The sequence below is a fragment of the Bacteroidota bacterium genome, from assembly GCA_018266835.1.
Classification (GTDB): Bacteria; Bacteroidota; Ignavibacteria; order Tepidaquicellales; family Tepidaquicellaceae; genus JAFDZO01.
Genome location: JAFDZP010000002.1, coordinates 558,190 through 583,127, shown reverse-complemented (window position 1 = coordinate 583,127; position 24,938 = coordinate 558,190). Strand labels below are relative to the sequence as shown.

At 34.7% G+C, this 24,938-nt stretch carries 23 protein-coding genes; 16 read left to right on the top strand and 7 right to left on the bottom strand.

The window, feature by feature from the left end; all coding sequences use genetic code 11:
- The first annotated feature begins 51 nt into the window (after positions 1-51).
- From nrfD to JST55_04310, 13 genes are all read left to right on the top strand, one after another.
- Complete coding sequence (gene nrfD / locus JST55_04370) at positions 52-1,434, top strand: polysulfide reductase NrfD (GenBank protein ID MBS1492717.1); 1,383 nt, start codon at positions 52-54, stop codon at positions 1,432-1,434.
- A gap of 6 nt (positions 1,435-1,440) precedes the next feature.
- Positions 1,441-2,628 carry a DUF3341 domain-containing protein gene (locus JST55_04365; protein ID MBS1492716.1) on the top strand — a complete coding sequence of 396 codons (1,188 nt, stop codon included), beginning with the start codon at positions 1,441-1,443 and terminating at the stop codon, positions 2,626-2,628.
- 111 nt (positions 2,629-2,739) lie between these two features.
- Entirely contained in the window at positions 2,740-3,852 is a 1,113-nt protein-coding gene (locus tag JST55_04360; GenBank protein MBS1492715.1) for a quinol:cytochrome C oxidoreductase, read from the top strand.
- 27 nt (positions 3,853-3,879) lie between these two features.
- Positions 3,880-4,824, top strand: a complete 945-nt coding sequence (locus tag JST55_04355; protein MBS1492714.1) for a cytochrome c — start codon at positions 3,880-3,882, stop codon at positions 4,822-4,824.
- Positions 4,825-4,834: 10 nt separating this feature from the next.
- Positions 4,835-5,650 (top strand): SCO family protein, encoded by an 816-nt coding sequence (locus JST55_04350; protein MBS1492713.1) that lies wholly within the window; start codon positions 4,835-4,837, stop codon positions 5,648-5,650.
- Entirely contained in the window at positions 5,643-7,310 is a 1,668-nt protein-coding gene (gene ctaD, locus JST55_04345) for a cytochrome c oxidase subunit I (protein MBS1492712.1), read from the top strand. The genes JST55_04350 and ctaD overlap by 8 nt, the downstream gene beginning before the upstream one ends.
- Positions 7,311-7,359: 49 nt before the next feature.
- A complete protein-coding gene (locus JST55_04340; protein MBS1492711.1) occupies positions 7,360-8,022 on the top strand; it encodes a cytochrome c oxidase subunit 3 family protein in 663 nt (220 codons plus the stop codon).
- Between the two features lie 38 nt (positions 8,023-8,060).
- Positions 8,061-8,372 (top strand): cytochrome C oxidase subunit IV family protein, encoded by a 312-nt coding sequence (locus tag JST55_04335; protein ID MBS1492710.1) that lies wholly within the window; start codon positions 8,061-8,063, stop codon positions 8,370-8,372.
- A gap of 2 nt (positions 8,373-8,374) precedes the next feature.
- On the top strand, positions 8,375-9,142 hold the full coding sequence (coxB, locus tag JST55_04330; protein ID MBS1492709.1) for a cytochrome c oxidase subunit II: 768 nt from the start codon (positions 8,375-8,377) through the stop codon (positions 9,140-9,142).
- A 72-nt stretch (positions 9,143-9,214) separates the two neighbouring features.
- On the top strand, positions 9,215-10,099 hold the full coding sequence (locus JST55_04325; protein MBS1492708.1) for a protoheme IX farnesyltransferase: 885 nt from the start codon (positions 9,215-9,217) through the stop codon (positions 10,097-10,099).
- Between the two features lie 22 nt (positions 10,100-10,121).
- Positions 10,122-11,480 carry a cytochrome c gene (locus JST55_04320; GenBank protein MBS1492707.1) on the top strand — a complete coding sequence of 453 codons (1,359 nt, stop codon included), beginning with the start codon at positions 10,122-10,124 and terminating at the stop codon, positions 11,478-11,480.
- A gap of 82 nt (positions 11,481-11,562) precedes the next feature.
- Complete coding sequence (locus tag JST55_04315; GenBank protein ID MBS1492706.1) at positions 11,563-12,399, top strand: DUF1186 domain-containing protein; 837 nt, start codon at positions 11,563-11,565, stop codon at positions 12,397-12,399.
- 18 nt (positions 12,400-12,417) lie between these two features.
- Positions 12,418-13,107 (top strand): NAD-dependent deacylase, encoded by a 690-nt coding sequence (locus JST55_04310; protein ID MBS1492705.1) that lies wholly within the window; start codon positions 12,418-12,420, stop codon positions 13,105-13,107.
- A 56-nt stretch (positions 13,108-13,163) separates the two neighbouring features.
- Here the strand turns inward: JST55_04310 and JST55_04305 are convergent, their stop codons facing one another.
- The 4 genes from JST55_04305 to JST55_04290 all read right to left on the bottom strand — a co-directional run bounded on the left by JST55_04305 (position 13,164) and on the right by JST55_04290 (position 17,144).
- On the bottom strand, positions 13,164-14,183 hold the full coding sequence (locus tag JST55_04305; GenBank protein MBS1492704.1) for a hypothetical protein: 1,020 nt from the start codon (positions 14,181-14,183) through the stop codon (positions 13,164-13,166).
- Positions 14,143-14,751 (bottom strand): RNA polymerase sigma factor, encoded by a 609-nt coding sequence (locus tag JST55_04300; GenBank protein MBS1492703.1) that lies wholly within the window; start codon positions 14,749-14,751, stop codon positions 14,143-14,145. Before JST55_04300 ends, JST55_04305 begins: the two co-directional genes overlap by 41 nt.
- A 142-nt stretch (positions 14,752-14,893) precedes the next feature.
- Positions 14,894-16,441, bottom strand: coding sequence for a hypothetical protein (locus tag JST55_04295; protein MBS1492702.1), 1,548 nt, complete (start codon positions 16,439-16,441; stop codon positions 14,894-14,896).
- Between the two features lie 19 nt (positions 16,442-16,460).
- Positions 16,461-17,144 carry a hypothetical protein gene (locus JST55_04290; GenBank protein MBS1492701.1) on the bottom strand — a complete coding sequence of 228 codons (684 nt, stop codon included), beginning with the start codon at positions 17,142-17,144 and terminating at the stop codon, positions 16,461-16,463.
- 265 nt (positions 17,145-17,409) lie between these two features.
- On the opposite strand from JST55_04290, the gene dnaE reads away from it, so the two are divergent.
- The 3 genes from dnaE (at position 17,410) to JST55_04275 (ending at position 22,105) form a co-directional block, all read left to right on the top strand.
- Positions 17,410-20,967, top strand: coding sequence for a DNA polymerase III subunit alpha (gene dnaE, locus JST55_04285; protein ID MBS1492700.1), 3,558 nt, complete (start codon positions 17,410-17,412; stop codon positions 20,965-20,967).
- Between the two features lie 58 nt (positions 20,968-21,025).
- Positions 21,026-21,355 (top strand): thioredoxin, encoded by a 330-nt coding sequence (gene trxA, locus JST55_04280; protein ID MBS1492699.1) that lies wholly within the window; start codon positions 21,026-21,028, stop codon positions 21,353-21,355.
- Between the two features lie 114 nt (positions 21,356-21,469).
- Complete coding sequence (locus JST55_04275; protein MBS1492698.1) at positions 21,470-22,105, top strand: hypothetical protein; 636 nt, start codon at positions 21,470-21,472, stop codon at positions 22,103-22,105.
- A gap of 64 nt (positions 22,106-22,169) precedes the next feature.
- Here JST55_04275 and JST55_04270 read toward each other — a convergent pair whose 3' ends face one another.
- Genes JST55_04270 through JST55_04260 form a run of 3 tightly spaced genes read right to left on the bottom strand, consistent with a single transcriptional unit; the run spans position 22,170 to position 24,937 of the window.
- The gene (locus JST55_04270; GenBank protein MBS1492697.1) at positions 22,170-22,586 is read right to left on the bottom strand and encodes a YjbQ family protein; all 417 of its coding nucleotides are present in this window, start codon (positions 22,584-22,586) and stop codon (positions 22,170-22,172) included.
- 5 nt (positions 22,587-22,591) lie between these two features.
- Positions 22,592-23,650 carry a hypothetical protein gene (locus JST55_04265; protein MBS1492696.1) on the bottom strand — a complete coding sequence of 353 codons (1,059 nt, stop codon included), beginning with the start codon at positions 23,648-23,650 and terminating at the stop codon, positions 22,592-22,594.
- A 9-nt stretch (positions 23,651-23,659) separates the two neighbouring features.
- On the bottom strand, positions 23,660-24,937 hold the full coding sequence (locus tag JST55_04260; GenBank protein ID MBS1492695.1) for an MFS transporter: 1,278 nt from the start codon (positions 24,935-24,937) through the stop codon (positions 23,660-23,662).
- Position 24,938 lies beyond the last annotated feature (1 nt).

The following is a 24,938-nucleotide window of genomic DNA, read 5'->3' as shown; positions in this document are numbered from 1 at the left end:
GAATAATTAATTCAGATATATAATTAAAAATTTATTTACTGAAAATTTCTAATGGCTTTTAATTCAACATACACAGAAGAATTACCACTTGTAGATTCTAGATCTTCGTTTGCTGAAATCGATAATACAGTGCTTGCCCCTACGGAGCGTAAGCCTTCTAAGAAATGGCTAATTGCATTTCTAATGGCAAATACTGCGCTTTTAATCGGTGTAGTATGCGTAGGATTTACATTGTATTATGGTATTGGCATGTGGGGAAACAATAATCCGGTAGGATGGGGATTTGGGATTGTCAATTTTGTATTCTGGATTGGTATTGGTCACGCCGGAACACTTATTTCGGCAATTCTGTTTCTTTTCAGGCAAAAATGGAGAACTGCAATTGCAAGATTTGCCGAGGCGATGACAATTTTCGCAGTTATGACGGCAGGTATTTTTCCTTTACTTCACACAGGACGACCATGGCTTGCAGGATATTTGATTCCTTATCCTAATCAGAATGCTTTATGGGTGAATTTCACATCTCCGCTTTTATGGGACGTATTTGCCGTATCGACATATTTTACTATTTCGTTTTTATTCTGGGGAATAGGTTTGATCCCTGATATTGCTCTCATGAGAGCAAGGGCAACCAGCGGATTTAAGAAGGCTGCATATGCTGTGCTTAGTTTAGGCTGGAAAAACTCAAACAGAAACTGGCAGAACTATGAAAGAATTTATTTAATTCTTGCCGGTATCTCAACACCTCTTGTATTATCTGTGCATACAATCGTTTCATTTGACTTCGCAGTGTCGGTTATTCCGGGATGGCATACAACAATTTTTCCCCCGTACTTCGTTGCGGGAGCTATTTTCTCAGGGTTTGGAATGGTTGCTACGGTTCTTATTATAATAAGAAAACTTTATGATATGGAAAATATCATAACGGTCAATCACATTGAGAAAATGAATAAGATCTTGCTTGCTACAGGTACAATGGTAGGTTATGCTTATGCGATGGAATTCTTTATAGCGTGGTACAGCGGTAACCAGTTTGAATCTTTTGTATTTGTTAACAGAGCATTCGGTCCTTATGCCTGGGCATACTGGATAATGATTTCATGTAACGTAGGCTTTCCGCAATTATTCTGGTTTAAAAAAGTCAGACGTTCTATTCCATTAACATTTGTATTAGTATTGCTTGTTAACGTAGGTATGTGGTTTGAAAGATTTGTAATTATTGTAACCTCGCTGACAAGGGATTTTCTACCTTCCAGCTGGGGTAGTTTTACAGCAACTTGGACTGACTATGGTATTTTAATTGGAAGTTTTGGATTATTCTTCACATTGTTATTATTATTCGTGAAAGTTATGCCGTCAGTATCTTTGGCGGAATTAAAAGCAGTTGTGCCGGGCGCTCAGCCGACACATCATCATTCAGAAGAAGAACATTAATAGTTTATGCTTAAAAAGATTTTAAAATTAGACGAAGAATTAGCGCAGGACGTACCAAGGTCTAATAAAGTACATTCTGTAACCGCTATATTCAATACGCCGGATGAAATTATCCATGCAGCGAGGGAAACTTCAAATGCAGGATATGACAAGTATGACGTATACACTCCATATCCCGTTCATGGCATGGACGCTGCTATGAGACTGAAAGACACAATGGTTGGAAAATTTGCTTTCGTCGCAGGTCTTGCAGGTCTTACAACTGCAGTTAGTATGATAGGGTATATGTCAGGAATAGATTATAAAAATATAATAGGCGGCAAGCCTTACTTTAATCTGACTGCTTCAGTGCCGATTATGTTTGAGCTAACAATTTTGCTGACAGGGGTATTATCTATTTTCGGTATGTTGCTGCTCTGGAATAAGCTGCCGCAAATCAGTAATCCATTGCATGATACAGATTTTATGAAATGGGCTTCAACTGAAAAATACGGAATAGCTATCGAAGCAGATGATGCACAGTTTGATATAGAAAAGGTAAAATCGTTTTTAGCAGGAGTCGGCGGAAAAGATGTAGGTGTTGTTTATTTCCCTGAAGAAAACCTTGTTAAAAGAACTCCGATATTTGAAAAGAAATTTATTTACTTATTAATAGTAGTTGCAATCGTTACCGCATTAGGCGGTTACGGAGCAATAGGGAAGTTAGTTAATATTCTTCCTTATGACTGGATGCATAATCAGTTTAAGGTAACTCCACAGCAGCCTTCAACTTTATTTAAAGACGGCCGCTCAATGCAAAGACCTGTTGACGGAACTGTTGCTAGAGGATTTATGCCTTATGAATACACAGGAATGCCTGATTCATTAGTAAAACTCCTTTCAAATCCTGTTCCTATGAGTGAGTTCTCAATTGAAAGAGGAAAGAAACAATTTAACACATACTGCAGTCCCTGCCACGGTTATTTCGGACAAGGTGATAGCAGATTAAACGGTCAGTTCCCGAACCCTCCGACACTTCATTCAAAGAAAGTTCGTGACTGGGCAGACGGAAATATTTATAATGTAATGACTAACGGACAGAATGTAATGCCGAGCTATGCAAAGCAGATCTCAAGAGATGACAGATGGGCAATTGTAAATTATATTAGAGTATTACAAAGAGCAGAAAACGCAAAAGATACAGATTTACCGTAATTGAAATATAATTCACCAGGAATAGTGAATTAAGAAAATTAAATAAAATTTTTAACATTGGACACAATTAATAAACCAATATCTGATAAAGTTTCTAAGCTTGGCTACTTAATGGCGGCCGTAGGATTACTCATTATAGTAATCTCATTCTTAGTAGATAAACAAAGAGGCGCTTATGATTATCTCTGGGTGTATATGTTTCTTGCGAGCGTTGGGCTCGGCGGATTATTGCTTACTGCATTAGAATATCTTGTAGGCGCAACATGGAGTGTTCCGTTCAGAAGAATTTTTGAATTCATGTCCGGAATTGTACCGCTGCTTATTATTTTAGTTGCCCCATTGTTATTCTGCATGAAAGATCTGTATTCATGGACACATCCCGATATTGTAGCAGGAAGTGAAATTCTGCAATCAAAAAAAGCATATTTAAATGTTAACTTTTTCCTTATCAGAACTGCATTTTGTCTGGTTGTCTGGTTTTTATTTTATTATTTCTTTACAAAAAATTCAAAGAAACAGGATACAACCAAAGATCCTTCTTTAACAAGAAGGAATATAAAATTATCGGTAGTATTTGCTCCGTTGTTCTTCATAACATTAACAATGGCAGCTATAGATTTTATGATGAGCCTAGAGCCGACATGGTACTCAACAATCTATGGAGTTTATTACTTTGCAGGAACAATGGTTTGTGGTCTTGCAGTTGCAACATTCATAGCTATTAAATTAAAAGAGAACGGTTATTTAAGTCCAAGAGTTGGTAACGATCATTTCTATTCTTTAGGAACCTTGCTTTTCGGTTTTAATATTTTCTGGGCATACATTGGTTTCTCACAATATATTTTGATCTGGTACGCAGATATTCCGGAAGAAACTATTTATTATATATCAAGATGGCATAATGGCTGGCAATATGTTTCAATGGCAGTTTTATTCTTCCATTTTGTAATTCCGTTCCTGATTTTATTACCAAGAAGCATAAAAGTAAACCTGAAAGTTTTAAAAGTAATGAGTGTCTGGATGATACTTGCACACATGCTTGACTTATATTGGGAAATAATGCCTTCTTACGGTCACGGACCAGTTTTCGGATGGCAGGAGCTCGGAATATTGTTGTTTGCACCGGGATTAATTATGATTGTATTCAGCATGAAGGCTAATAAAGAAAGCATTACACCTGTCGGAGATCCGAAATTAGAAGCAGGTTTAAATTTCACATTATAATTTATACTATAAGAATAAGTTTAATATATGGAACAAGATAATAATACAGAATATTCATCGAAGTTAAAAAACTCGCTTCCGTTTTACGGAGTGATATATATCTTCGTTTTGATTGCGATTATAACTGCGGGATATACATACTTTAAGAATATTGATTTCATTGCGATGAACTCAAAAGATCTTTTACCTAAACAGTTGGATTCTGCTCAGGCATTCATGCTTGATATTGCAATGAAAAAAGGAATTACATCACCTCCGGTTGATGTGTATAAATTATCTGTTTCTACTCCCGAGCTTGTTGCAAAAGGAAAAGGATTATTTGAAACAACATGTTCACCATGCCACGGACCTGAAGGAAAAGGCGACGGACCTGCAGGAGCAAATTTAAATCCAAAGCCAAGAAATTTTCATGAGCTTTCAGGCTGGACAAACGGACCTAACTTTGAAAGCATGTACATTACTTTACAGGAAGGCATTACAAACAGAGGTATGGCCAGCTATGCAAATATTCCGCCGGAAGATAGAATTGCAATTATTAATTTCTTAAGAACTTTGAATCCGAATTATCCTGCTGTAAAACAGGAAAATTTGAAAGCGCTTGATGATGCTTACAGCTTATCAAAAGGTGTTAAGCAGCCTAATCAGATTCCTGTAAAAGATGCTATTAAAAAAGTCCTTGGTGATGATGCAGGAAGAGACAGCCTGATAATGAAAATTGATTTGAATATTTCTTCAAATACAACTGATGCAGGAGCAGTATTATTTAAAAGTAAAGTTAGAGACAGAGTTAAAGCAGTGAATTTCCTTGCAGACAACCTTAAATGGAATGATAATAAAAACGATTTGGTTAAATTGATAATGAGCGACCCATACGTTGCAGGATTTAAAACAGAGATTATGAATTTATCCGATGATGAATGGAACCAGCTCTATACTTACCTTAAAGGTGTATTTAGCACAATAAAAGTTTAAGAAAGGTTATATGAAAAAAGTAAACATTCTATGTTTGCTTTTATTAGTTTCGTTGTTAAATGTTGTAGTTGTAAAAGCTGATGAAAGCAACACCGGCAGTACAAAAAAGGAAGTTGGCATAAGTGAAAAAACAGGTCAGACAGTTCCGCAGGATATAGTTCTGTTTGATGAAAAAGGAGTGCCGCATCCTTTAAAAGATTATATAAACGGAAAGCCAACAATAATTTCTTTAATATATTTCCGTTGTCCCGGAATTTGCAGTCCGCTTTCAAACGGACTTGCAGACGTTATTGATAAAGTCGATTTAGATGCAGGAAAAGATTTCAACGTAATTTCAGTGAGCTTCAACCCTCAGGAAAATTATGTGATGGCTGCAGAGAAAAAACAAAATTATTACACTACTTTGCACAGGGAAATCCCACAAAACGCCTGGCAGTTTTTAACAGCTGATAGTGCAAACATTGATAAACTTTGTGATGCACTTGGGTTTTATGTTAAAAAGGAGGGAAATGATTATGTCCACGGAGCTGCAATTATGGCAGTTTCTCCTGACGGAAAGATAACAAGATATTTATTCGGTACAGATTTTAATCCGTTTGATTTTAAGCTTGCAATACTGGAAGCTTCACAAGGCAAAACAGGAACTTCGATAGCAAAGATAGTTCAGTTTTGTTTCAGCTACAATCCTGATGCAAAGAAATATGTTCTAAATATTACAAGGGTTGCAGGCGGCGGAGTTTTAGTATTACTTATAATTTTTTCGAGTATTCTTTTTCTTAAAAAGAAAAAAACAAATTTAATAACAGAGGATAAAACAAATGGCTAATGGTTCAATCGCAGTTCCCGCAGAACCAAAGGGAAAACTGGTTGACTTTTATAAGCAGGAAAGTAAACACAAAGGCATATGGTCATGGCTATTAACAGTCGACCATAAAAGAATCGGCCTTATGTATTTGCTCGTCATGATAGGTTTCTTTCTGACGGCAATGACTTTCGGCTTTTTGATGAGATTAGAAATGCTTACTCCGGGCGCTACAATAATGAAGCCCCAGACATACAATACATTATTTACTCTTCACGGAGTTATAATGGTATTCTTGTTTATAATTCCGGGCGTACCTGCAGTGTTCGGTAACTTCATAATGCCGATTCAGATCGGAGCAAAGGACGTTATTTTCCCGAGACTGAATTTACTTTCATGGTATTTATATATTGCCGGCGGAATTATCGCTCTTATATCATTATTCACAGGAACAGGAGCAGCTGATACAGGCTGGACATTTTATGTACCTTACAGTATCAGAACAACTACTAACGTTTCGTTAACAGTTTTTGCAGCATTTGTTCTTGGATTCTCCTCTATATTAACAGGTTTAAACTTCATTACAACAATTCACAGAATGCGTGCCCCGGGCATGACATTCTTCAAGATGCCTTTATTCTGCTGGGGTATTTACGGAACAGCATGGATTCAGGTTCTTGCAACTCCTGTTATCGGTATCACATTAGTTTTAGTAATTCTTGAAAGAACTTTAGGTATTGGAGTATTTGATCCTGCTCTTGGCGGCGATCCGTTACTTTATCAGCATTTATTCTGGATATATTCCCACCCTGCTGTATATATTATGATTTTACCTGCGATGGGTGTTGTATCGGATATTATTGCAACATTCTCACGTAAACCGATTTTCGGATATACACCGATTGCAATGTCAACTCTTGCTATTGCATTAGTAGGTTATTTAGTATGGGGGCATCATATGTTCTCAGCAGGAACAAGCGATACATCAAACGTAATTTTCTCGCTTCTTACATTCCTTGTTGCTATCCCTACAGGTGTTAAAGTATTCAACTGGGTAGCTTCTTTATACAGAGGTTCTATCGAAGTTACTGCTCCTATGCTTTATGCTCTTTGCTTTATTTTTGTATTCTCAATCGGCGGATTAACAGGATTAGTTTTAGGTACATTAAATACAGACATTCATTTAACAGATACATACTTCGTTGTAGCCCACTTCCATTACGTTATGTTTGGAGGTATGGGTATATTATTCTTTGCATCACTTCATTACTGGTTCCCGAAAATGTTCGGAAGAATGTATAATGAAAAAGTTGCAAAGCTTGCATGTATAATTTTCGTAATCGGTTTCAACGGATTATATTTCCCTATGTTCATTGCAGGATATTTAGGAATGCCAAGAAGATATTATGATTACCTACCTGAGTTCCAGGTCTACCATGTAATTTCAACAGTAGGTTCATGGATTATGATTTCAGGAATTCTGTTGATGTTTGCAAATTTACTAAGAGGATTAAGACAAGGTGCTGTTGCCCCGGCTAATCCATGGGATTCGACTACATTAGAGTGGACTGTTCCATCACCACCGCCAATGGAAAACTTTGAAGAAATTCCTGTTGTAACAAAAGGACCTTACGACAGAGAAGGTTTGATTGAGTCAAAAGTAAAGCATCAGTTAAAACACTAATAGTTTAGTTAACAGAATATTTATAATTTTAGAAAAATAATAATTTTCAATGTCTCAAAATTCTGAAGTTGTCGTTCACCAGGAGCATGTACACGAAGCACATGCACATGTTGGTGAACATGTACATCGCGATGATATGGGTTCAAAAATGGGAATGTGGCTGTTCCTGTTTACAGAAGTTCTTCTTTTCGGCGGTATGTTTATTCTCTATGCGTCGTACAGATTTATCTACAGTGATGCATATAAAGTAGCGGCTGCTGAACTCGATACATACATAGGAACAATTAATACTATTATTCTTCTTGCGAGCTCATGCGCAGTAGTTCTTGGCATTGTTGCTTTACAAAGAAAAAATAAAGGACTTTGTTTAGGATTCTTATGGTTTACTCAGGCATGCGGCGCAGCATTTATGGTGAATAAATATTTTGAATGGACACATAAAATTCATTTAGGTATTTATCCTAAAGGACCGGCTCTTGCAGATATGAGCGAAGGTGAAGTTGTATTCTTCGGATTGTATTATGTAATGACAGGACTTCACGGACTTCACATTATAGTAGGTATGATTTTCATCGGAACAATTATGGTAATGATTCAGAAAAATAAAATTACTCACGATAATTATCAGAAACTTGAAAATGCTGGATTATACTGGCACTTAGTTGATGTGATCTGGATTTTCTTATTCCCGTTATTCTATTTAATTCATTAATTGAATTTATCAAGTGACTTTAAACTAATTTTTACATAATGGATATAGATACACATAAAGCAGAAGAACACGAGGCACATGCTCACGGATACGGAATTTACGTTCTGGTATTCTTTGGGCTTCTTGCTTTGACGGCAGTGACTGTTTCAGTTGCAGGTATTAATCTTGGTTCACTGACATTGACTGTGGCTTTAGTAATTGCTACAATAAAGACATGTCTTGTGGCAAACTATTTTATGCACGTAAAATTTGACACGCCTATCTTTAAAGTTTTTATAGCAGTATGCATAGTAATTTTTGCAACAATGATAGGTTTAACATTTTTTGATTTAATTTTTAGAACTCCTTAAATATGAGACCCAATATAATAGCACAAACAGATGAAACAATGATGTTCATTATCGGCTGTTCGATTATACTCCTGCTGCTGGTAACGGTATCAATGGTTTATTTCTGCTTCAGATACAGCAGAAAAAAGAATCCTGTTGCAGAAAATATTCACGGAAATACAACACTTGAAATTACATGGACTGTCCTTCCGACAATTCTTGTAATGGTAATGTTTTTCTATGGATACAACGGCTATAAAAATTTAAGAGATATACCTGCTGACGCATATGTGATCAAAGTAACAGGTCAGATGTGGAAATGGACCTTTGAATATCCTGAAACAAAGAAAAAAAGCGATACTCTTTTTGTGCCTGTAGGTAAGAATATCAAGATGGAAATTCAATCAAACGATGTTAATCACAGTTTCTATATTCCATCACAAAGAGTTAAAGAAGATGCTATACCCGGAAAGACAAACAGACTCTGGTTTAACCCTGAGCATGAAGGAAGATATGATATAGCCTGTGCTGAGTACTGCGGAATGAATCACTCATATATGTATGCAGTATTGATGGTCATTCCTGTTGATAAATTTGAGAAGTGGGTAAAAGAATTACCTGTTCCAGACACAACTAAAAAGACCACAGATTCACTTAAGACTGGCGGTATGAAGGATTCGTTAAAGACTACATCAACTCCTGTTGATACAACAAAAAAAGGAACTGACACAACTAAGAAAGATATGAAGACTCCACCCGATGCAATTAAAAAAGATTCTGTTAAAAAATAGTTTAAAAAGTTTTAGAATAATACAATCGAAACAGTAAACACACATAAAGAAACAATAATAGTAAGAGAAGAATTGGTATCATCTTCATTCAGATCCACTATAAAAGTCATCAGTGACCTTTGCAAAGTGAAGATAACTTTCTTTGTTGCTCTTACAACTGCACTGGGATTTATTACCGGTTCCTACATGTTAGGTGCCGATATTATTTATCCGGTTGTTGGTATATTTCTTTTAGCATGTGGAGCTTCAGCTTTGAATCAGGTTCAGGAATCAGATTCAGATATCTTAATGGATAGAACAAAATCCCGTCCTATTCCTGCCGGATTAATTTTGAGAAGAACGGCATTACTTGTTTCTTTATCAATAATAATTTTAGGAAGTGTTGTAATTCTTTTAGGTTCTAATATTGAGTGTTTAATAGTAGGACTTGTAACATTATTCTGGTATAACGGAATTTATACTCCGTTAAAAAAAGTTACTCCCTTCGCTATTATTCCGGGTGCATTAGTAGGAGCTTTGCCTCCTGTAGCAGGATGGGTTGCAAGCGGAGCGGATATAGCAAATCCAAACATCTGGGTGCTTGCACTATATATGTTCATGTGGCAGATTCCTCACTTCTGGATTTTAGTTATGATTTACGGTGAAGATTATGAAAAAGGCGGTTATCCTACATTGAAAAGTAAATTTTCTTCTGAGCAGTTAAAGAAGATTACTTTCTTTTGGATTTTACCGACTGTTAGTGTTGCTCTTTTAATTCCTGTTTCAGGAATGCTGAATTTTAATATCACAAGTTTTGTAATTTTTGCTTTATCAGTATGGTTCATTTACGAGTCTTATAAATTTCTTACTTCACCTGCTGAAAAGAAAAATTTACTTAACACATTTGTTAGAATAAATATTTATACACTTGTAATAATTACATCTGTTTCAATAGATAAATTAGTAAAAATACTATAAAAGTTTTTGAAAGGATTTATTAATGGATTTTCTTAACGAAATTGTAATACCGGCAAATGAAACTCACTTACAGGTATTAAGATTTGTTTTATTTATTTCACTTGCATTGTTCTTTCCTTATATGGGAGCAACAATCGGCGGAACGATTTTCTCTGTTTATTTCAACCGTAAAGGAAGAAATAACCGCAGAACAATTTACTATCGCTTTGCTTGTGATATCTTAGACAAACTGATATTCAGTAAAGGTGTCGGGCTCGGACTTGGAGTCATTCCTGTGCTTTCAGCAACATTTGTTTACATGCAGTTCATGTATGAAACAAAAACAGCAGTTGTAGGAATGATGATTGCATCATCAATTCTTTACTATCTGGGTATAACACTTGTGTATAAGTATAAAGCTAATTTTGATATTGAAGAAATAGTTGACTCATTAAAAGAAGTTATTGAAAGCGATAAACACGAAGGTAAAATTCCTGAAGAAGTAACTGAATATGAATCGGGTCTAAAACAAACAAAAACAACATTCGGTGGTTGGGGATTAGTCTGTTTGTTTGTAGCTTCATTATTTTTTATTGGAGGTTCAACTTTAATAGTTAATCCTACTCAATGGGAAACAGCTTCACCTATAATTTATATGTTCAGCGGTCCGGTTCTCGTTAATTTCTTATTCTTTATTTGCGCATCTTTGGCATTTACCGGAATAGCGATATTATTCTATTTCTTCGGATGGCAGGGTGGAATTAAGGACAGAAGCGATAATTATAGAGCATATGTAAAGAAATTTGCAGGTTCTTTAGCATTTTATTCTACTGTTATATTACCTGTTTTATTTCTGTGTAGTTTTCTAACTTATCACACTCACGCATTTTCGTCGTCTTTGTTCATAATAGGTGCTCTTGCATTAGTATCGATATTATTGACTGCTAATTTCTTGTACGCTCTTATAAGGAACTCAGAAATTAAATATTCCGGTGCAATGTTCTACTTAATGATTGTAACTTTTTCGTTATTTTCATTAAAAGATGTTTCAGCAATAAACGGAGCTTTAAAAGAGCAATTTCATAAAGTTCATATTTTAGCTGAAGAGTACGAAAAGAAACACAATAAAATAGAAGTAAAAGATACAGGCATAAGCGGTGAAGATATATTTAATGCTAAATGTTCTGCCTGTCATAAGTTTGATACAAAGTTAGTAGGTCCTCCTTATAAAGAGACCTTACCGAAATATAACGGCAATGTTAAAAAAGTAGCAGCTTTTGTTTACAATCCTGTTAAAATGAATCCCGATTATCCGGCAATGCCGAATCAGGGATTGAAACCAAAGGAAGCTGAAGCAGTAGCTCAGTACATTTTAACAAAAGTCAAAGAATATACAAAATAAAATTTATTAAATAATTTTGGTCGAAACCGTAAAGTTTAATAAATTTTACGGTTTTTTTTTGTTCAACAACCTATTCCCAGATATGAACAAAGTTGATTTAAATTTTCCTCAGCTTTTATCCCTTTACACAAACGGAATGAGGATAGACCAAAGCGTAATTCAGGAAATTCTTGAGTTACCCAGTAAACCCCTCATTGAAGATTTAGAGTCAATAATCAAATCCTCGATTGAATATTTTGAGTTCTATAAAACAAGAAACCTTCCGGAGTTCAAAAAGTGCTTCCCGATTCATGCAATTTTTCTGCTGTCTGAGTTAAAATCTGAAAGCAGTCTTTATATAATACTTGCCTTTCTTTCACGTTCAAAGGAATTTCTTAATTTCTGGTGCGGGAAATATTCAAAAGAACTGGTTTGGGAATCAGTATATACACTGGGAAACAGCTCTACAAAATTTTTACAAAAATATCTTTTAAGCCAGATAAATTCAGAAGAGACTAACAGGGTAATACTAAAGGCAATATCACAAATTGCTCTGCATCAGCCGTCAAGAAGGAATGAAATAATAAATTGGTATAGTGAAGTCTTAAAGCAAATAATGAGTTTATCTTATGCAGATTATCATTATCCATATGATCTTGCAGCAATAGTTGTTGCAGGTATACTCGATTTCAAGGGAGTAGAACTTTTTAATGAAGTCAGAATATTATTTGATGCCGGGAAAGTTAATAAATTTATTTGCGGCGACATTGAAGATTTTACGACGGAGCTTAGAATAGAAAAAGAAAGTGATTTCAAAAGTAAATTGTTTGATATATATGAAAGATATGATTTTATATTAAATACACAGATGTACTATAATAAAATGGAAGATTTAAAAGAGATATTTCGTTATAAAAGAAGAACATTAGTTAAAAATTGATGAATAAAGTACTTTGATGTGAAGAAGAAATTGGTTGTTCTTACAGGCGCAGGAATATCAGCTGAATCAGGAATTTCTACCTTCAGAGATTCCGGCGGCTTATGGGAAGGATATGATGTTACTGAAGTAGCTTCACCTTCCGGCTGGAGAAATAATAAAGAGTTAGTAATTGATTTCTATAATCAAAGAAGAAGACAAATCTTAAAAGCAGAACCAAATTCTGCTCATATCGCGCTAGCTTCACTTGAAGAAAAATATGATGTTACAATTATAACACAAAATATAGATGACCTGCATGAACGAGGCGGATCATCACATATAGTTCATTTACATGGCGAAATTAAAAAAGCACGCAGCACTTTAGATTCTAATTTAATATATGATATTGAAGGAAGTGAACTTGTACTGGGAGATAAATGTGAAAAAGGTTCTCAGCTTAGACCTCATATCGTCTGGTTTGGTGAGGCAGTACCTATGATAGAAGAAGCAATCAGATATTGTGTTAAGGCAGATATTTTTCTTGTTGTAGGAACATCAATGGTAGTTTACCCTGCGGCAAGTCTTATTGAATTTGTTCCGGCAGAATCGAAAAAATATGTTATTGACCCTAGCAAACCCGATATTTATTACCCACCGCCAAATACAACATACATTGAAAGGAAAGCTACGGATGGAATGGAAGAGCTTATGAAAATTTTAACCAAATAAAAACCTCTCCGGCTTAATACCTAAGAGGTTTTAAATTAGAATGAGTTCAGAATAATTTATTTTACTTTCAGTTCTATTTTATTCTCCATCTTCTGTCCTTTTGAATCCTGTTTACTTGTGACTTCTACTTTAACATTACCTTTTTCATCCCTTTCAATTTTTAAATCTTCCGGTTTTACATCGGCACCGTTTTTCTTCATATCTTCCGAAATTATTCTCTTTATTTCTTCATCTGTCTTTCCTTTAAGATCTAAAGAAGCGTCACTTTTGTGACGTGTTTTAATGAACTGCTCATTATTGCCGTCTTTAACACTCAATTCAAAATCTTTGTTCTCAGGGTCACCTTCTTTTCTGTTTAATCCCTTTTCTGTCGGCTGAACGTCAAGCATTCGCTGTCCGTCAGGCATAGTTTTGTAACCGACTTTAATATCTTCAATTCCTGCTGCATTCAGCTGTTTTTGTAATTCATTTGTTACCTCAGCGTCACTTTTATTTGTAGCATCAGATTCAACTCTGAAAAATGAATGAAGTGCGGCAGCATATAAAGGAAGCTTCGTTGTTTGATTAAGCGGAAACAATTGAACTGAATTAACACTGGGAATTTTTTGCAGCTCTTTCATATAATTTTGCATTTCATTACTTGATTTATTGTCCAATATGAGACTGTAAGTCAAAAATGATTTATCATCTGAAGTTTGTTCCTGAACTGATAATTTTGACTTATCAATCCAAGGCAGTGAATTTATTTTTTCAATGGCCTCTTTACTTGTCTTTGATACTTTCCAGTTAAGTGCATTACCGATTGTTTTATTTTGTGTTACAGGCATATTACAGGCTGCAAAAACTACTGCAAGAATAAGAACTGAATATACCAGTTTAAATTTATTTAGAGCAAAAAAGTTTTTCATGGTTTGAATTCCGTTTAAGTTAAAGGATTGAGATTTTTCAGAATTCAGATTGTTCAACCATACTTCGACTTTTGGAAAAGTGTTATCGTGATTTCCTTCTTTTAGCTTCTGCCAGTATTTATCTTTGCTATTCATGTTTGAATTCTGAAATGAGTTTGAGAGTTTCATTTTCTAAATCTCCTAAATTTTGTATATCTGTTTGTGTGAAACGTATTTCCTGAGTCGATTCCATTTTAATTATGTGTTCTTTCAGTTTGCTTCTTGCTCTGCTGAGTCTTGACTTCACCGCGGATAAGCTCATTTCTCCCTGAATCTTCTTTATTTCTTCAATAGAAAATTCGGCAAGTTCAAATAAAAGAATACAAGTCCTTTCTTTTTTGTTTAACATTCCCAAAGCTTTATATAGAATGTTATTTGTTTCATTTTTTGCAATCTCTTCGAAAATTTCGGGAGGTTTTGAATGGTTTATTTTTTCATCCAATGGTAAGTATCTCTTCCAGAAAGATTTCCTAGTTTGATTTATAAACTCGTTCGTGATTATCTTAAAGAACCAGCTTTTAAATTTATCCCTTTCTTTGAGCTTCGGGAAGTTTTCTAACCCTTTCAAAACCGACTGCTGGAATAAATCTTCAGCATCGTCAATAGAAATACGATACGTTAATGCCCTGCAATATTTTACTGCATCATTATAATGAGGACGTAAATGCTCAAGAAATAGGTCTGTATCGCGATACATTGGTATTATCCGGTTCCGGAATTAAAATATTTTAATACTTATTAGACGAAGTAATATAGAAAAAGTCGCAAACTAATATAAATAAAAAAACCTGTCGGATTATTACCCAACAGGTTTTTAAAATTAATTTAATTTTTTTACCTTACTGGCAAGAAAGGTAAAATGAAAAAGAAGGATTGACTGTATTTATACTTATATTATTAGCATATAATGCTGAATTGTTGTAATATGTCATAAAGTCATATGTACCGAACTCACCGCAATATTGGGTAAGGCTTCCATTCACCATATAACCTAAATAGTACCATGCTGTTGTACCGGAGCGCTTGTAATAAACCGGGAAACTCGGATGTATAACAACATTAGAATTGTTTGTACAAATACCGGTTACTGTTCCTGTAATTGATTGTAGTGTTGGTACATTATATGTTAGAGTTAAATCTCCGCCTGTACAAAGACTTACCGGGTCACTTGTATAAATCAGATTTCCGTTGTAATAAAGCTTTATCTTCATATTTGCAGCCGGTGCATAATTAAATGCCAAAGTGTTATCTGAGGCAGATTTGATAACAGTCTTATAGTACGTTTCAGTTGTCCCTGCAACAAAGTACAATTTTACTTCCAAAGGTACTGAAGAACATCCGCCTGTTTGATTGAATCTGATAGTTCTTCCAAGAGTGCAGTTTCCTCCCTGGAAGTAATCAAGATTCCAATAAGATAAATGTGGTGTATTGAATGAGATTGCTTTATTGCTATTGCTGCCTGCAGAAACAATGCCTATAGGTTCGTGTGACCAGGTACCTGCAGAGGTTTCATAGCTGAATACCGGAATTGCGTCGCCAATTTGAATTGGAGCACCCTGTAAATTAACTGCATTTGCAGGAATTTCTATAGTAATTGTCGGCTGAGTTCCAGGGAAATATTTTGCAATTCTTCCTGCGGCATCTTTAATTTCGAATAAAGCAAATCCTGCGCTTTTCATAACAGTATCATTACTTAAATTAAGTCCACCCGGGAAGCAGCGTAGTGCTGTTTCTTTTGTCGGGTCAAAATATGCAACAAGTGCATTAAGCTGACCATTTAGATTAATTGGTGACGGTGAATTATCAGTAATAATTGTTCCGGCAGGAACACGTATTTTGCATATTCCGCCTGTACCGTTTGTTAATGTAGTAGTCAGGACTGATTCAGAGGAAATAACCCCATTAATACAAGTTCCTGCGTTATTAATCTGGGCGATTGAAACTCCGTCAGGCGGGTTAGCAATATTTACCATGTAAAGATTATATGCTGAAAATCCCTGAGAACTTATTGTAACCGGAAGGCTTGTTGTTAAAAAACCGTTTGAAGAAATAAGTACGGTGACATTTAAGGGTAACTGTGTCCCTTCAACAAGTCCAAAAGAAATTATACCATTGCTTGAAGTAAATTGTGGTGTAACATTCTTAGCCATATCGGTAATTTTACCGGCATTATCTCCAATGAATGAAACAGTAACGTTTGGAGAAGTAATCATTGCAGATGTTTTCGCATCAAGAAAGGCTATTGAACCTCCTGTAGTCGGTCCATCGGTATTAAACAAAACCTGAACATTTTCCGTGGGGCTTTTTATATCACAGCTTTGAAAATACAGTACGGAAGATACTATAATTGCAAAAGCTAAAATATTAAGGGATATTTTTTTAATCATTATAATTCTTTTAAAATTTTTAGTTAAACTTATATGTTAAACCTAAAGTTACAACAGGGTAAACTTTAAACCATTTAATATTATCCTGAACAATATTTGCCTGGCTTGCTGTAGGTGAAATTAAACCTGTTGCCGTCATTGTCACTTGCGGTTCAAACTGATAAACAGTTCCTATATCCATCGTGAAGCCGAACTTTTTATAATTTAAAGGATTACATAACCCTATTCCCAGATAAGGATTTACTTTTGTAAAATCTGTATATGAATTTACTTTCCCTAAATTGTCTTTATTATAAGTTTTTCCGTTTACAACATATGTTTGCCCCGGAGTCATATCAATATCAACTTTATTGAGATTCACAAGAAGCCCGCCGCTTATTTTAAATATGGAACCTCCAGGAAAATAATCTAATAGAGCTGAAAAAGATAACAAAGTTGTTTTTGCTGTGTATATATAATCATCTCCGGTTTTACCGCCATCTACAGAAAATTTAAAAAATTGTCCGCCAATCCGTACATTCAGATTGTTAGCGATGTTTGTTGTTCCGTCAAGCCCCACGCCAAGGGTACTTAACTTAAGTGTTAATGCATAATTTCTGGGGGAACTAGTTGTTATAGTTTTTGTTTGGGAGTAAGTGTTTACATCCGGAAAAAACAAAAAAACTAAAGAAAAGATAATTAAAAGGTGTTGAATTTTCTTCATAGTAATCCTTTTAAAGGTTAAATTTTGATTAAGTTACTTTAAAATATCTTTGAATTCAAACTATAAAAGTTTTCAGAATATTGAAAAAAAAATGGGAGCCGGAAAAGATTAGTATTAAAATACTAAAATAGAATAGATAGGGATGTTAATACTTTGCAAGATTATCATAAATATTCAGATTTGCAATACCGAAAATATTCTAAAGAAAGGGAATAGCCAAAAAATATTCTATTATAACTCTGCAAAATAATTTATAATTTATACTATGGCACAGGAATTTGTTCACCTACATAATCACACTCACTACTCACTTTTAGATGCTATTTCCACTGTTGACGGATTAGTAAATGCCGCAGTAGAAAATAATATGAAAGCCGTCGCTCTTACTGACCATGGCGTTATGTACGGAGTAATGGATTTTTATAAAAAAGCACGCAAGAAGGGCATCAAGCCTATTATTGGCTGCGAAGTTTATGTTGCGCAAGCAGCTACAAGATTTGATAAGATTAAAAAGAATGTTGTAAGAAGTCACTCTGAAGATGAACCTGCGGAAAACTCTGACGGATTAACTTCTTCAAGCATAAATTACGCTCACCTTATACTTCTGGCAAAAGACGAAGTTGGGTATAGGAATTTAATAAAGCTTTGTTCAATCGGGCATACTGAAGGATATTATTATAAGCCGAGAATTGATTTAGAAGTTCTTAATAAATACCGGGAAGGACTTGTATGTACAACTGCATGTGCAGGCGGTGTAATTTCCTGCTATATTACACGCGGTGACATGGAAACAGCCCGCAAGATGACAGGCATATATAAAGATATTTTCGGAGAAGATTTTTACCTGGAGATACAGGACCATCAGATGAAAAATGATGCCGAACGAAAAGTGATGGCTGCTATGCCAAAACTTGCTAAAGAGTTCGGATTAAAATTAATTGCTACGAATGATGTTCATTACATAAAAAAAGAAGACGCAGTTGCACATAATATATATCTCCATTTAAGCGCAAAGCAATCAAAGAATGCAAACGCAATAGATCTGACCAGAGATTTTAAATACGGCACTGACCAGATATATTTTAAATCTACAAAGGAAATGACGGATATATTCCGCGATTTTCCTGAAGCAATTACATCTACTTTAGAGGTTACTGAGAAGTGTAATCTTGTTCTTGATACTTCCAAGAACCACATGCCCCGCTACCCAATTCCCAAAGAGGAAAAGGTACAGACACTTGATGATTATTTGGAAAAGCTTTCTTTCGAAGGTATAAAAAAACGTAAACCTGATTTTGATAAGGCTTATATAGATCGTATTAATTACGAGCTGAATGTTATCAAGAATATGGATTTCTCGGGTTACTTTTTAATTGTGCAGGATTTTATTAATACGGCAAGAGAACGCGGAATATTAGTCGGACCCGGAAGAGGAAGCTGCGCAGGAAGTCTGGTCTGCTATGCAGTCGGTATTACAGACGTTGATCCACTTGAGTATGGACTATTCTTTGAAAGATTTTTAAATCCCGAAAGAATATCAATGCCCGATATTGACATTGATTTTCAGGACGATAGAAGAGATGAAGTTATACAATATGCAAAAGAAAAATATGGAGATAACTCCGTTGCTCAGATAGTAACATTCAACAGACTTGCGCCGAGAGGTGTATTAAAAGATGTTGGTCGTGTATTAAATGTTCCTTACAATGAAATTAACGAACTTACCAAATCTATTCCTATTATTTTCGGAAAAGTAAAAAAACTTTCCGAGTGTATGGAAGAAGTCCCTGATTTCAAAAAGTATTTTGAAACAGGAACAGCAGAACAAAAAGCTGCGAGAAAAAAACTTTACGATTATTCAAGAACTCTGGAGAACCTGAATAAAAATTCTTCTCTGCATGCTTCAGGAATTGTTATAGCTCCATCCGATATAACAGATTATGTTCCTTTGGCAAAAGTTACAGGTGAAGATAATCTTTTCTGTACACAGTATGATATGAAGCTGCTTGAAGATGCTGGTATGATTAAAATTGACTTCCTTGGATTAAAGGAGTTAAAAATCATAGGGAAAATTCTTGCTTTGGTAAATGAGAAGTACAATCTTGAATTAACTACAGCAAAAATTCCGCTTGATGATCCTAAAACTTATGAACTTTTTTCAGCTGGATCTACCATAGGTATTTTTCAGTTTTCAAAAAGCAAAATGAGAGAGTATCTTTCAAAGCTTAAACCAAAAAATATAAATGACCTGGCAGCGATGAATGCTTTGTATCGTCCGGGTCCTATGAAACTTATTCCCGATTTTATTGATAAACGTCACGGAAAAAAACCGATTACTTATCTTCACCCTATTCTTGAAAACTCGCTACAGGAAACATACGGAATTATTGTTTATCAGGAACAGGTAATGCAGATTGCGCGTGAGTTCGCAGGTTTCTCTATGGCAGAAGCCGACAATATGAGAAAAGCCATGGGTAAGAAAGATAAGGAAATCATGAAAGATGTTAAGGCGAAGTTTGTTAAGGGTTCGCTTGAAAAAAAGATGAGTAAGAAAATTGCCGAAGAGCTTTTCAAATTGATGGAAGACTTCGCCGATTATGGGTTTAATAAATCTCATGGAGTAGCTTATTCAATTCTTGCATTTTACACTGCATATCTTAAAGCTCATTTCCCATTGGAGTTTTTATCAGTTTCGATGGAATGCAGAAAAGATGATGAAGTTGAACTTCAGCTTTTTGCCAATGAATGCAAAAAGATGAAGGTGGATTTAAAACAGCCTGATGTAAATCTCAGCTTTATGGATTTCTCTATAAATTATAATAAGACAGATAAGTACGTAGGCGAAATAAGATACGGTTTAAGCGCTTTAAAAAATGTTGGTGAGAAAGCTGCAATAAATATTGTAAATGAGAGAAAAGAGAATGGTGAATATAAATCATTTGTGGATTTTCTAATAAGGGTTGATCTCCGCCTTGTAAATAAGAAAACAATTGAAAGCTTAATTCATGCCGGTGCTTTTGATTCTATGGAACCGAATAGAAACAAACTGTATCTCAATTCTGAAGCTGCAGCAATTTATGCAGGACGTCATAAAAATGATGCTGATGTTATTGGACAGGAATCTATGTTTGGAGCGGAGCTTACTCAGCCCGACGGATACAGATGGAGAGAGTTTGAAGAATACAGCGATGCCGAAAAATTCAACAAGGAAAAACTGGCTTTAGGATTCTATTTAACCGGTCATCCTTTAGCAAAATATGAGAAAGAAATAAATCAGTATGTTGATTTAAGATTCGGAGATGAAGTTGCTGAAATAGATTTCACAAAGGTTCAGAAAGTCCGTATGGCAGGTGTTGTAAGCGGAGTGGATGTAAAACTCTCCAAAAAAGGGAAACGTTTTGTTGTTTTCACTTTAGTAGATTTTACTGGTGACGGCGAATGTGTAGCATTTTCCGATTTGTTTGAGGCAAAGAGCTATTTATTCCAAAATGAAGCCTTAGTAATTGTTGAAGGTAAGCCTGAGGAAAACGGTGACAAAATCAAACTTACTATTGAAAAAATATATCCAATTGAGAGTCTTCATGAAATTTGTTCTAAAAATATGATGCTGATTTTAGATGAAAAAACTTTTGATTCATCCAAATTAGAAAAGATACATGAATTAGTAGATGCAAATGAAGGGAACTGTAATGTCTTTTTTCAGATTAAGAATAATGGAAGTTCAAAAATATTGAGGGCCCGGTATAACAGGGTAAGACCTCATTCGGAATTAATTTCCAACTTGAAACAAATTGTTGGAGCAGATAACTTAAAGCTAAATTAATCCCCGCCAAAATAAAAATTAAAATTATAATCAATTAAATAGAAAGGATATAAATAAAATGGCTCTTGAAATAACAGATGCAAACTTCGATTCAGAAGTTATAAATTCAGATAAACCCGTATTAATAGACTTCTGGGCAGTATGGTGCGGACCATGCAAATTAATTGCTCCGGTAGTAGAAGAAGTAGCAAAGGAATACGACGGTAAATTTAAAGTCGGCAAAATGGATATTGATAATAATCCTAACGTTGCAATGAAATACGGAATAAGAAGCATTCCTACACTTCTTATCTTTAAAGACGGTAAAGTAGTTGACCAGATAGTAGGTGCAGTTCCTAAAAATGTAATCACTTCAAAAATGGATGCGCAAACAGGCGTAACAGCATAATATTTCTATTCCACGGCAGGTACTACACCTGCCGTTTTTCTATATCATTTCTTAACTTAAAACACTTCTATGAAAACTTTTAACAGATTTTCCATAGTAATAATAGTGTTATCCTTGTTCTGTCTTTATTCATGTGGAAAAAAAGAATCAACTACTACCGATTCAAAAACTTCCGACACTAAAACATCAACCGATAGTAAAACTGAATCATCAGGAAATACAGAGGTCAGCTCTCTTTCTGATTTTACGATTAAATATGAACTTACCGGAAAAGTGAAAGGAGATCTCACTACTTACAAAAAAGGTAAGAGATTTATGCAGAACTTAGTAATGGATATACAAGGGGCAAAAATGAAAACAGATAATTATTTTGATGATAAATATGCCTATATGGTAATGGATGTGATGGGTAAAAAAATGGGAACGAAGATAGACATTGCTAAATACAGAGAAGAGGGAGCTAAGGAAGGTAAAGATATTGATTACAACAACATGATGGATTATCTCAAAGATAAAAAGAAAGTTGGCACTGAAACAATTTTAGGAAAAGAATGTGACATCTACGAAACTGGTAAAGACGTAAAAATTTCTGTATGGAAAGGTGCTATACCGATGAAAATATCCACACCTGCTATGACTATGACTGCAACAAGTCTGGAAATGAAAGCTGATGTTAGTGAAGCTTCTATGGATCCGCCTAAAGACATTGAATACACAGATGTTAGTGGAATGACTAAACTAAAAAAGTAGTTTCTAAAAATAATAGAACAAATGAGAGGAGTTGTATACAGCTCCTCTTTTTTATAGGTTTACACTACTCACCGATAATTTTTACAAGAACTCTTTTCTTTCTTTTACCGTCAAACTCCCCATAGAAAACCTGTTCCCATGGACCAAAATCCATTTTACCGTTTGTTATTGCGATAACTACTTCACGCCCCATTATTGTTCTCTTTAAATGCGCATCGGCGTTATCTTCGTAACTGTTATGTTTATATTGTGAATAAGGTTTTTCCGGAGCGAGTTTTTCCAGCCAGACTTCAAAATCATTATGCAGACCGCTTTCATCATCATTTATAAAAATACTTGAAGTGATATGCATAGCATTACAAAGCAACAGACCTTCTTTAATTCCGCTATCAGCAAGGCACTTCTCCATTGTTGGCGTTATGTTAATAAATTCTCTGCGGTTTTTTATATCAAACCAAAGCTCTTTACGATAACTTTTCATATTTATTAAAATGGATTTTTATATTTATATAAAACCGGAACAAGCTTAGAAATACACCATAAGTCTTCAGCAGTAAAAAAATTCTTTGGAGTAAAATTTGATCTGAATAAATCGGACCACGGGTCCATATCGGTATAAATATATCCTTCATCATCTAATGCAATAGCTTCCACACCTGCCATTCTTTCCATTGAAATATCTGTATGTCCGGGCATTGTAAGCTCAAATGGTTGTGACTTTACCTCTTTTATAGTAAAATCCTTATTGAATTTAATGTTAAAAATTTTTTTTGAATCACGATCAACACCATACAAATTATAATCATCAACTGCGCAAAGAGATGTTACTGTCTTAGCATTAAATAACTTACTCGGAATTACTTTTACATCATTCGTTTTTCTGCCGACTATATATAAATAAGTGCTATCGGAAAACTGGCCATCTTCATCAGTAATGTTTTCCAGACCCATAAAAAAGTAATTGTCCGTAATTCCCATCCCTTCGAACCCGATATTATCATTGGTGTACTTAAAAATAGTATCAGGCATAGAAATTTTACGAATGTTTTTTAATGTGTCACAATCAAGAATCGTTTTGTTGAATGAAAGTTCACAGACTTGTTCTGTTTTTTTAGATGTGGTAATTTGAGGCGGGTTCATATCATTTATACCGCTATTTCCCTCTATTGAAACAAAAATTTTATTCGTTAGTTTATCATAAACAATATCTTCAAAATCCAGCTTTGCAAGTGTTTGAAAATATTTAGCTGTTGAAGAAACTTCAAAATGTAAAACCTGAATATCAAATTTAGGTGGAAAATATGAATCATCGACTGAAATTCTATCTATTCTTCCATTATCATTTGCGCTTAAAAAAAACTTCTTTTTTTCTACTCTTCCAATAAAGTACAAACCTGAAGTTTGCTGTGAATACATTCCTGCTGTATCCTTCATCCAGATAGGGTAACCCCGCACCGGTTCAATAGCTTTATTATATAAAGTAGTGAACACTATATATACAATAATCAGGAAAAGAGGAGTAAGGACTTTGAGCAATTGATTCATATATGTGCGTTATGTTCTTTTACTTTCCATAAGCATTAAAATACCTGCTGTGCCAAAAAGAAGGGAGGCTAAAATCAACGCAGCTTCCAATGAAAACACCTGCATTATTATATAACCAAGAATGGGCGAGAATAAACCGCGTACACCGGTAAGTGTAACGTGCACTGCCTGATAATTTGAAACTTCATTGTGCGGTGCATAATAAATTGAGCTGAGATTCCATGCAATTGTCACTCCGCTCATTGCAGTACCAAATAAAAAGAAAGCGAAGAAAAGAATCTCAACAGTTGAGTTGTAGACTCCCCAAAGGGGAAAATATTTAGCTGCAAGCAGAAATAACGGGAAAAATATGAGGAGTAAAAACATATATCCGGAAAATTTAGTAGGGTTATTTACTCCTAAAAACTTTCCTGATATTGGTGTGAATATTATTAATGCAGAATGAAAAATTAACCCCTTTGCAAATGAAATTGGAGTATATGCCAGATTCAGACCATCGACAAGAAAAACCGGTATTGCAGGACTTGCAATCATAAATGCCATTCCATAAACAAAAAAATTTATTTCAAATATTAAAAATCTTCTGTTAGTTTTTAAAATTCTGATTGAATTTCTTATGGGTAAAATGATTATATCTTTCAGTAATGAAAAATCCATTCTGAAATTTCTTTCAACTTTTTCTTTTTCTTCTTTAAAGAAAAAATTCAGCATCTTCATCAAATTAAAATACATCAGAATACCAAGGACTCCCGCGACGGGGAATAATATCTTATAAAGATCGTGATTGAAATCAAGAAAATATCCGAAGATAGTTGCCATCAATAACAGGGCGGCAGTGGAGAGACTTGAAGCATATGAATAAAGTGAACTTCTTTTTTCCGCGGTATAATTATGCTTGTAAACAATATTCCAGGTTGGTAATAATAATGAATCGATTATGCTCATTACTGCAATTGCAAAAATAAAAATGAAGGGGGAATCAAATATGGGAATTAAAAACAAAAATAACTTACCTGAACTGCCAATAAGAAAAGCAGTCAGTCCCGGTCTTGATGCACGGTTGATAATCTCTGCTCCGTAAATAGAGAAGAGAAAAGCCATGCTGGTCATGAAAATAAGAACAGTAACTTCAAAGTTACTGGCTTCGAGAGATTTTTTTAAAATGACTTCCTGCAAGAGCAGGATGCCCAATGAAATTCCGTTAAAAAATTGAGATATAAGATGAAGACGAAATGTTTTCTTTTCAAGCTGACGTTCTTCTAATGAGTTATATTTCTCTATTTTCAAG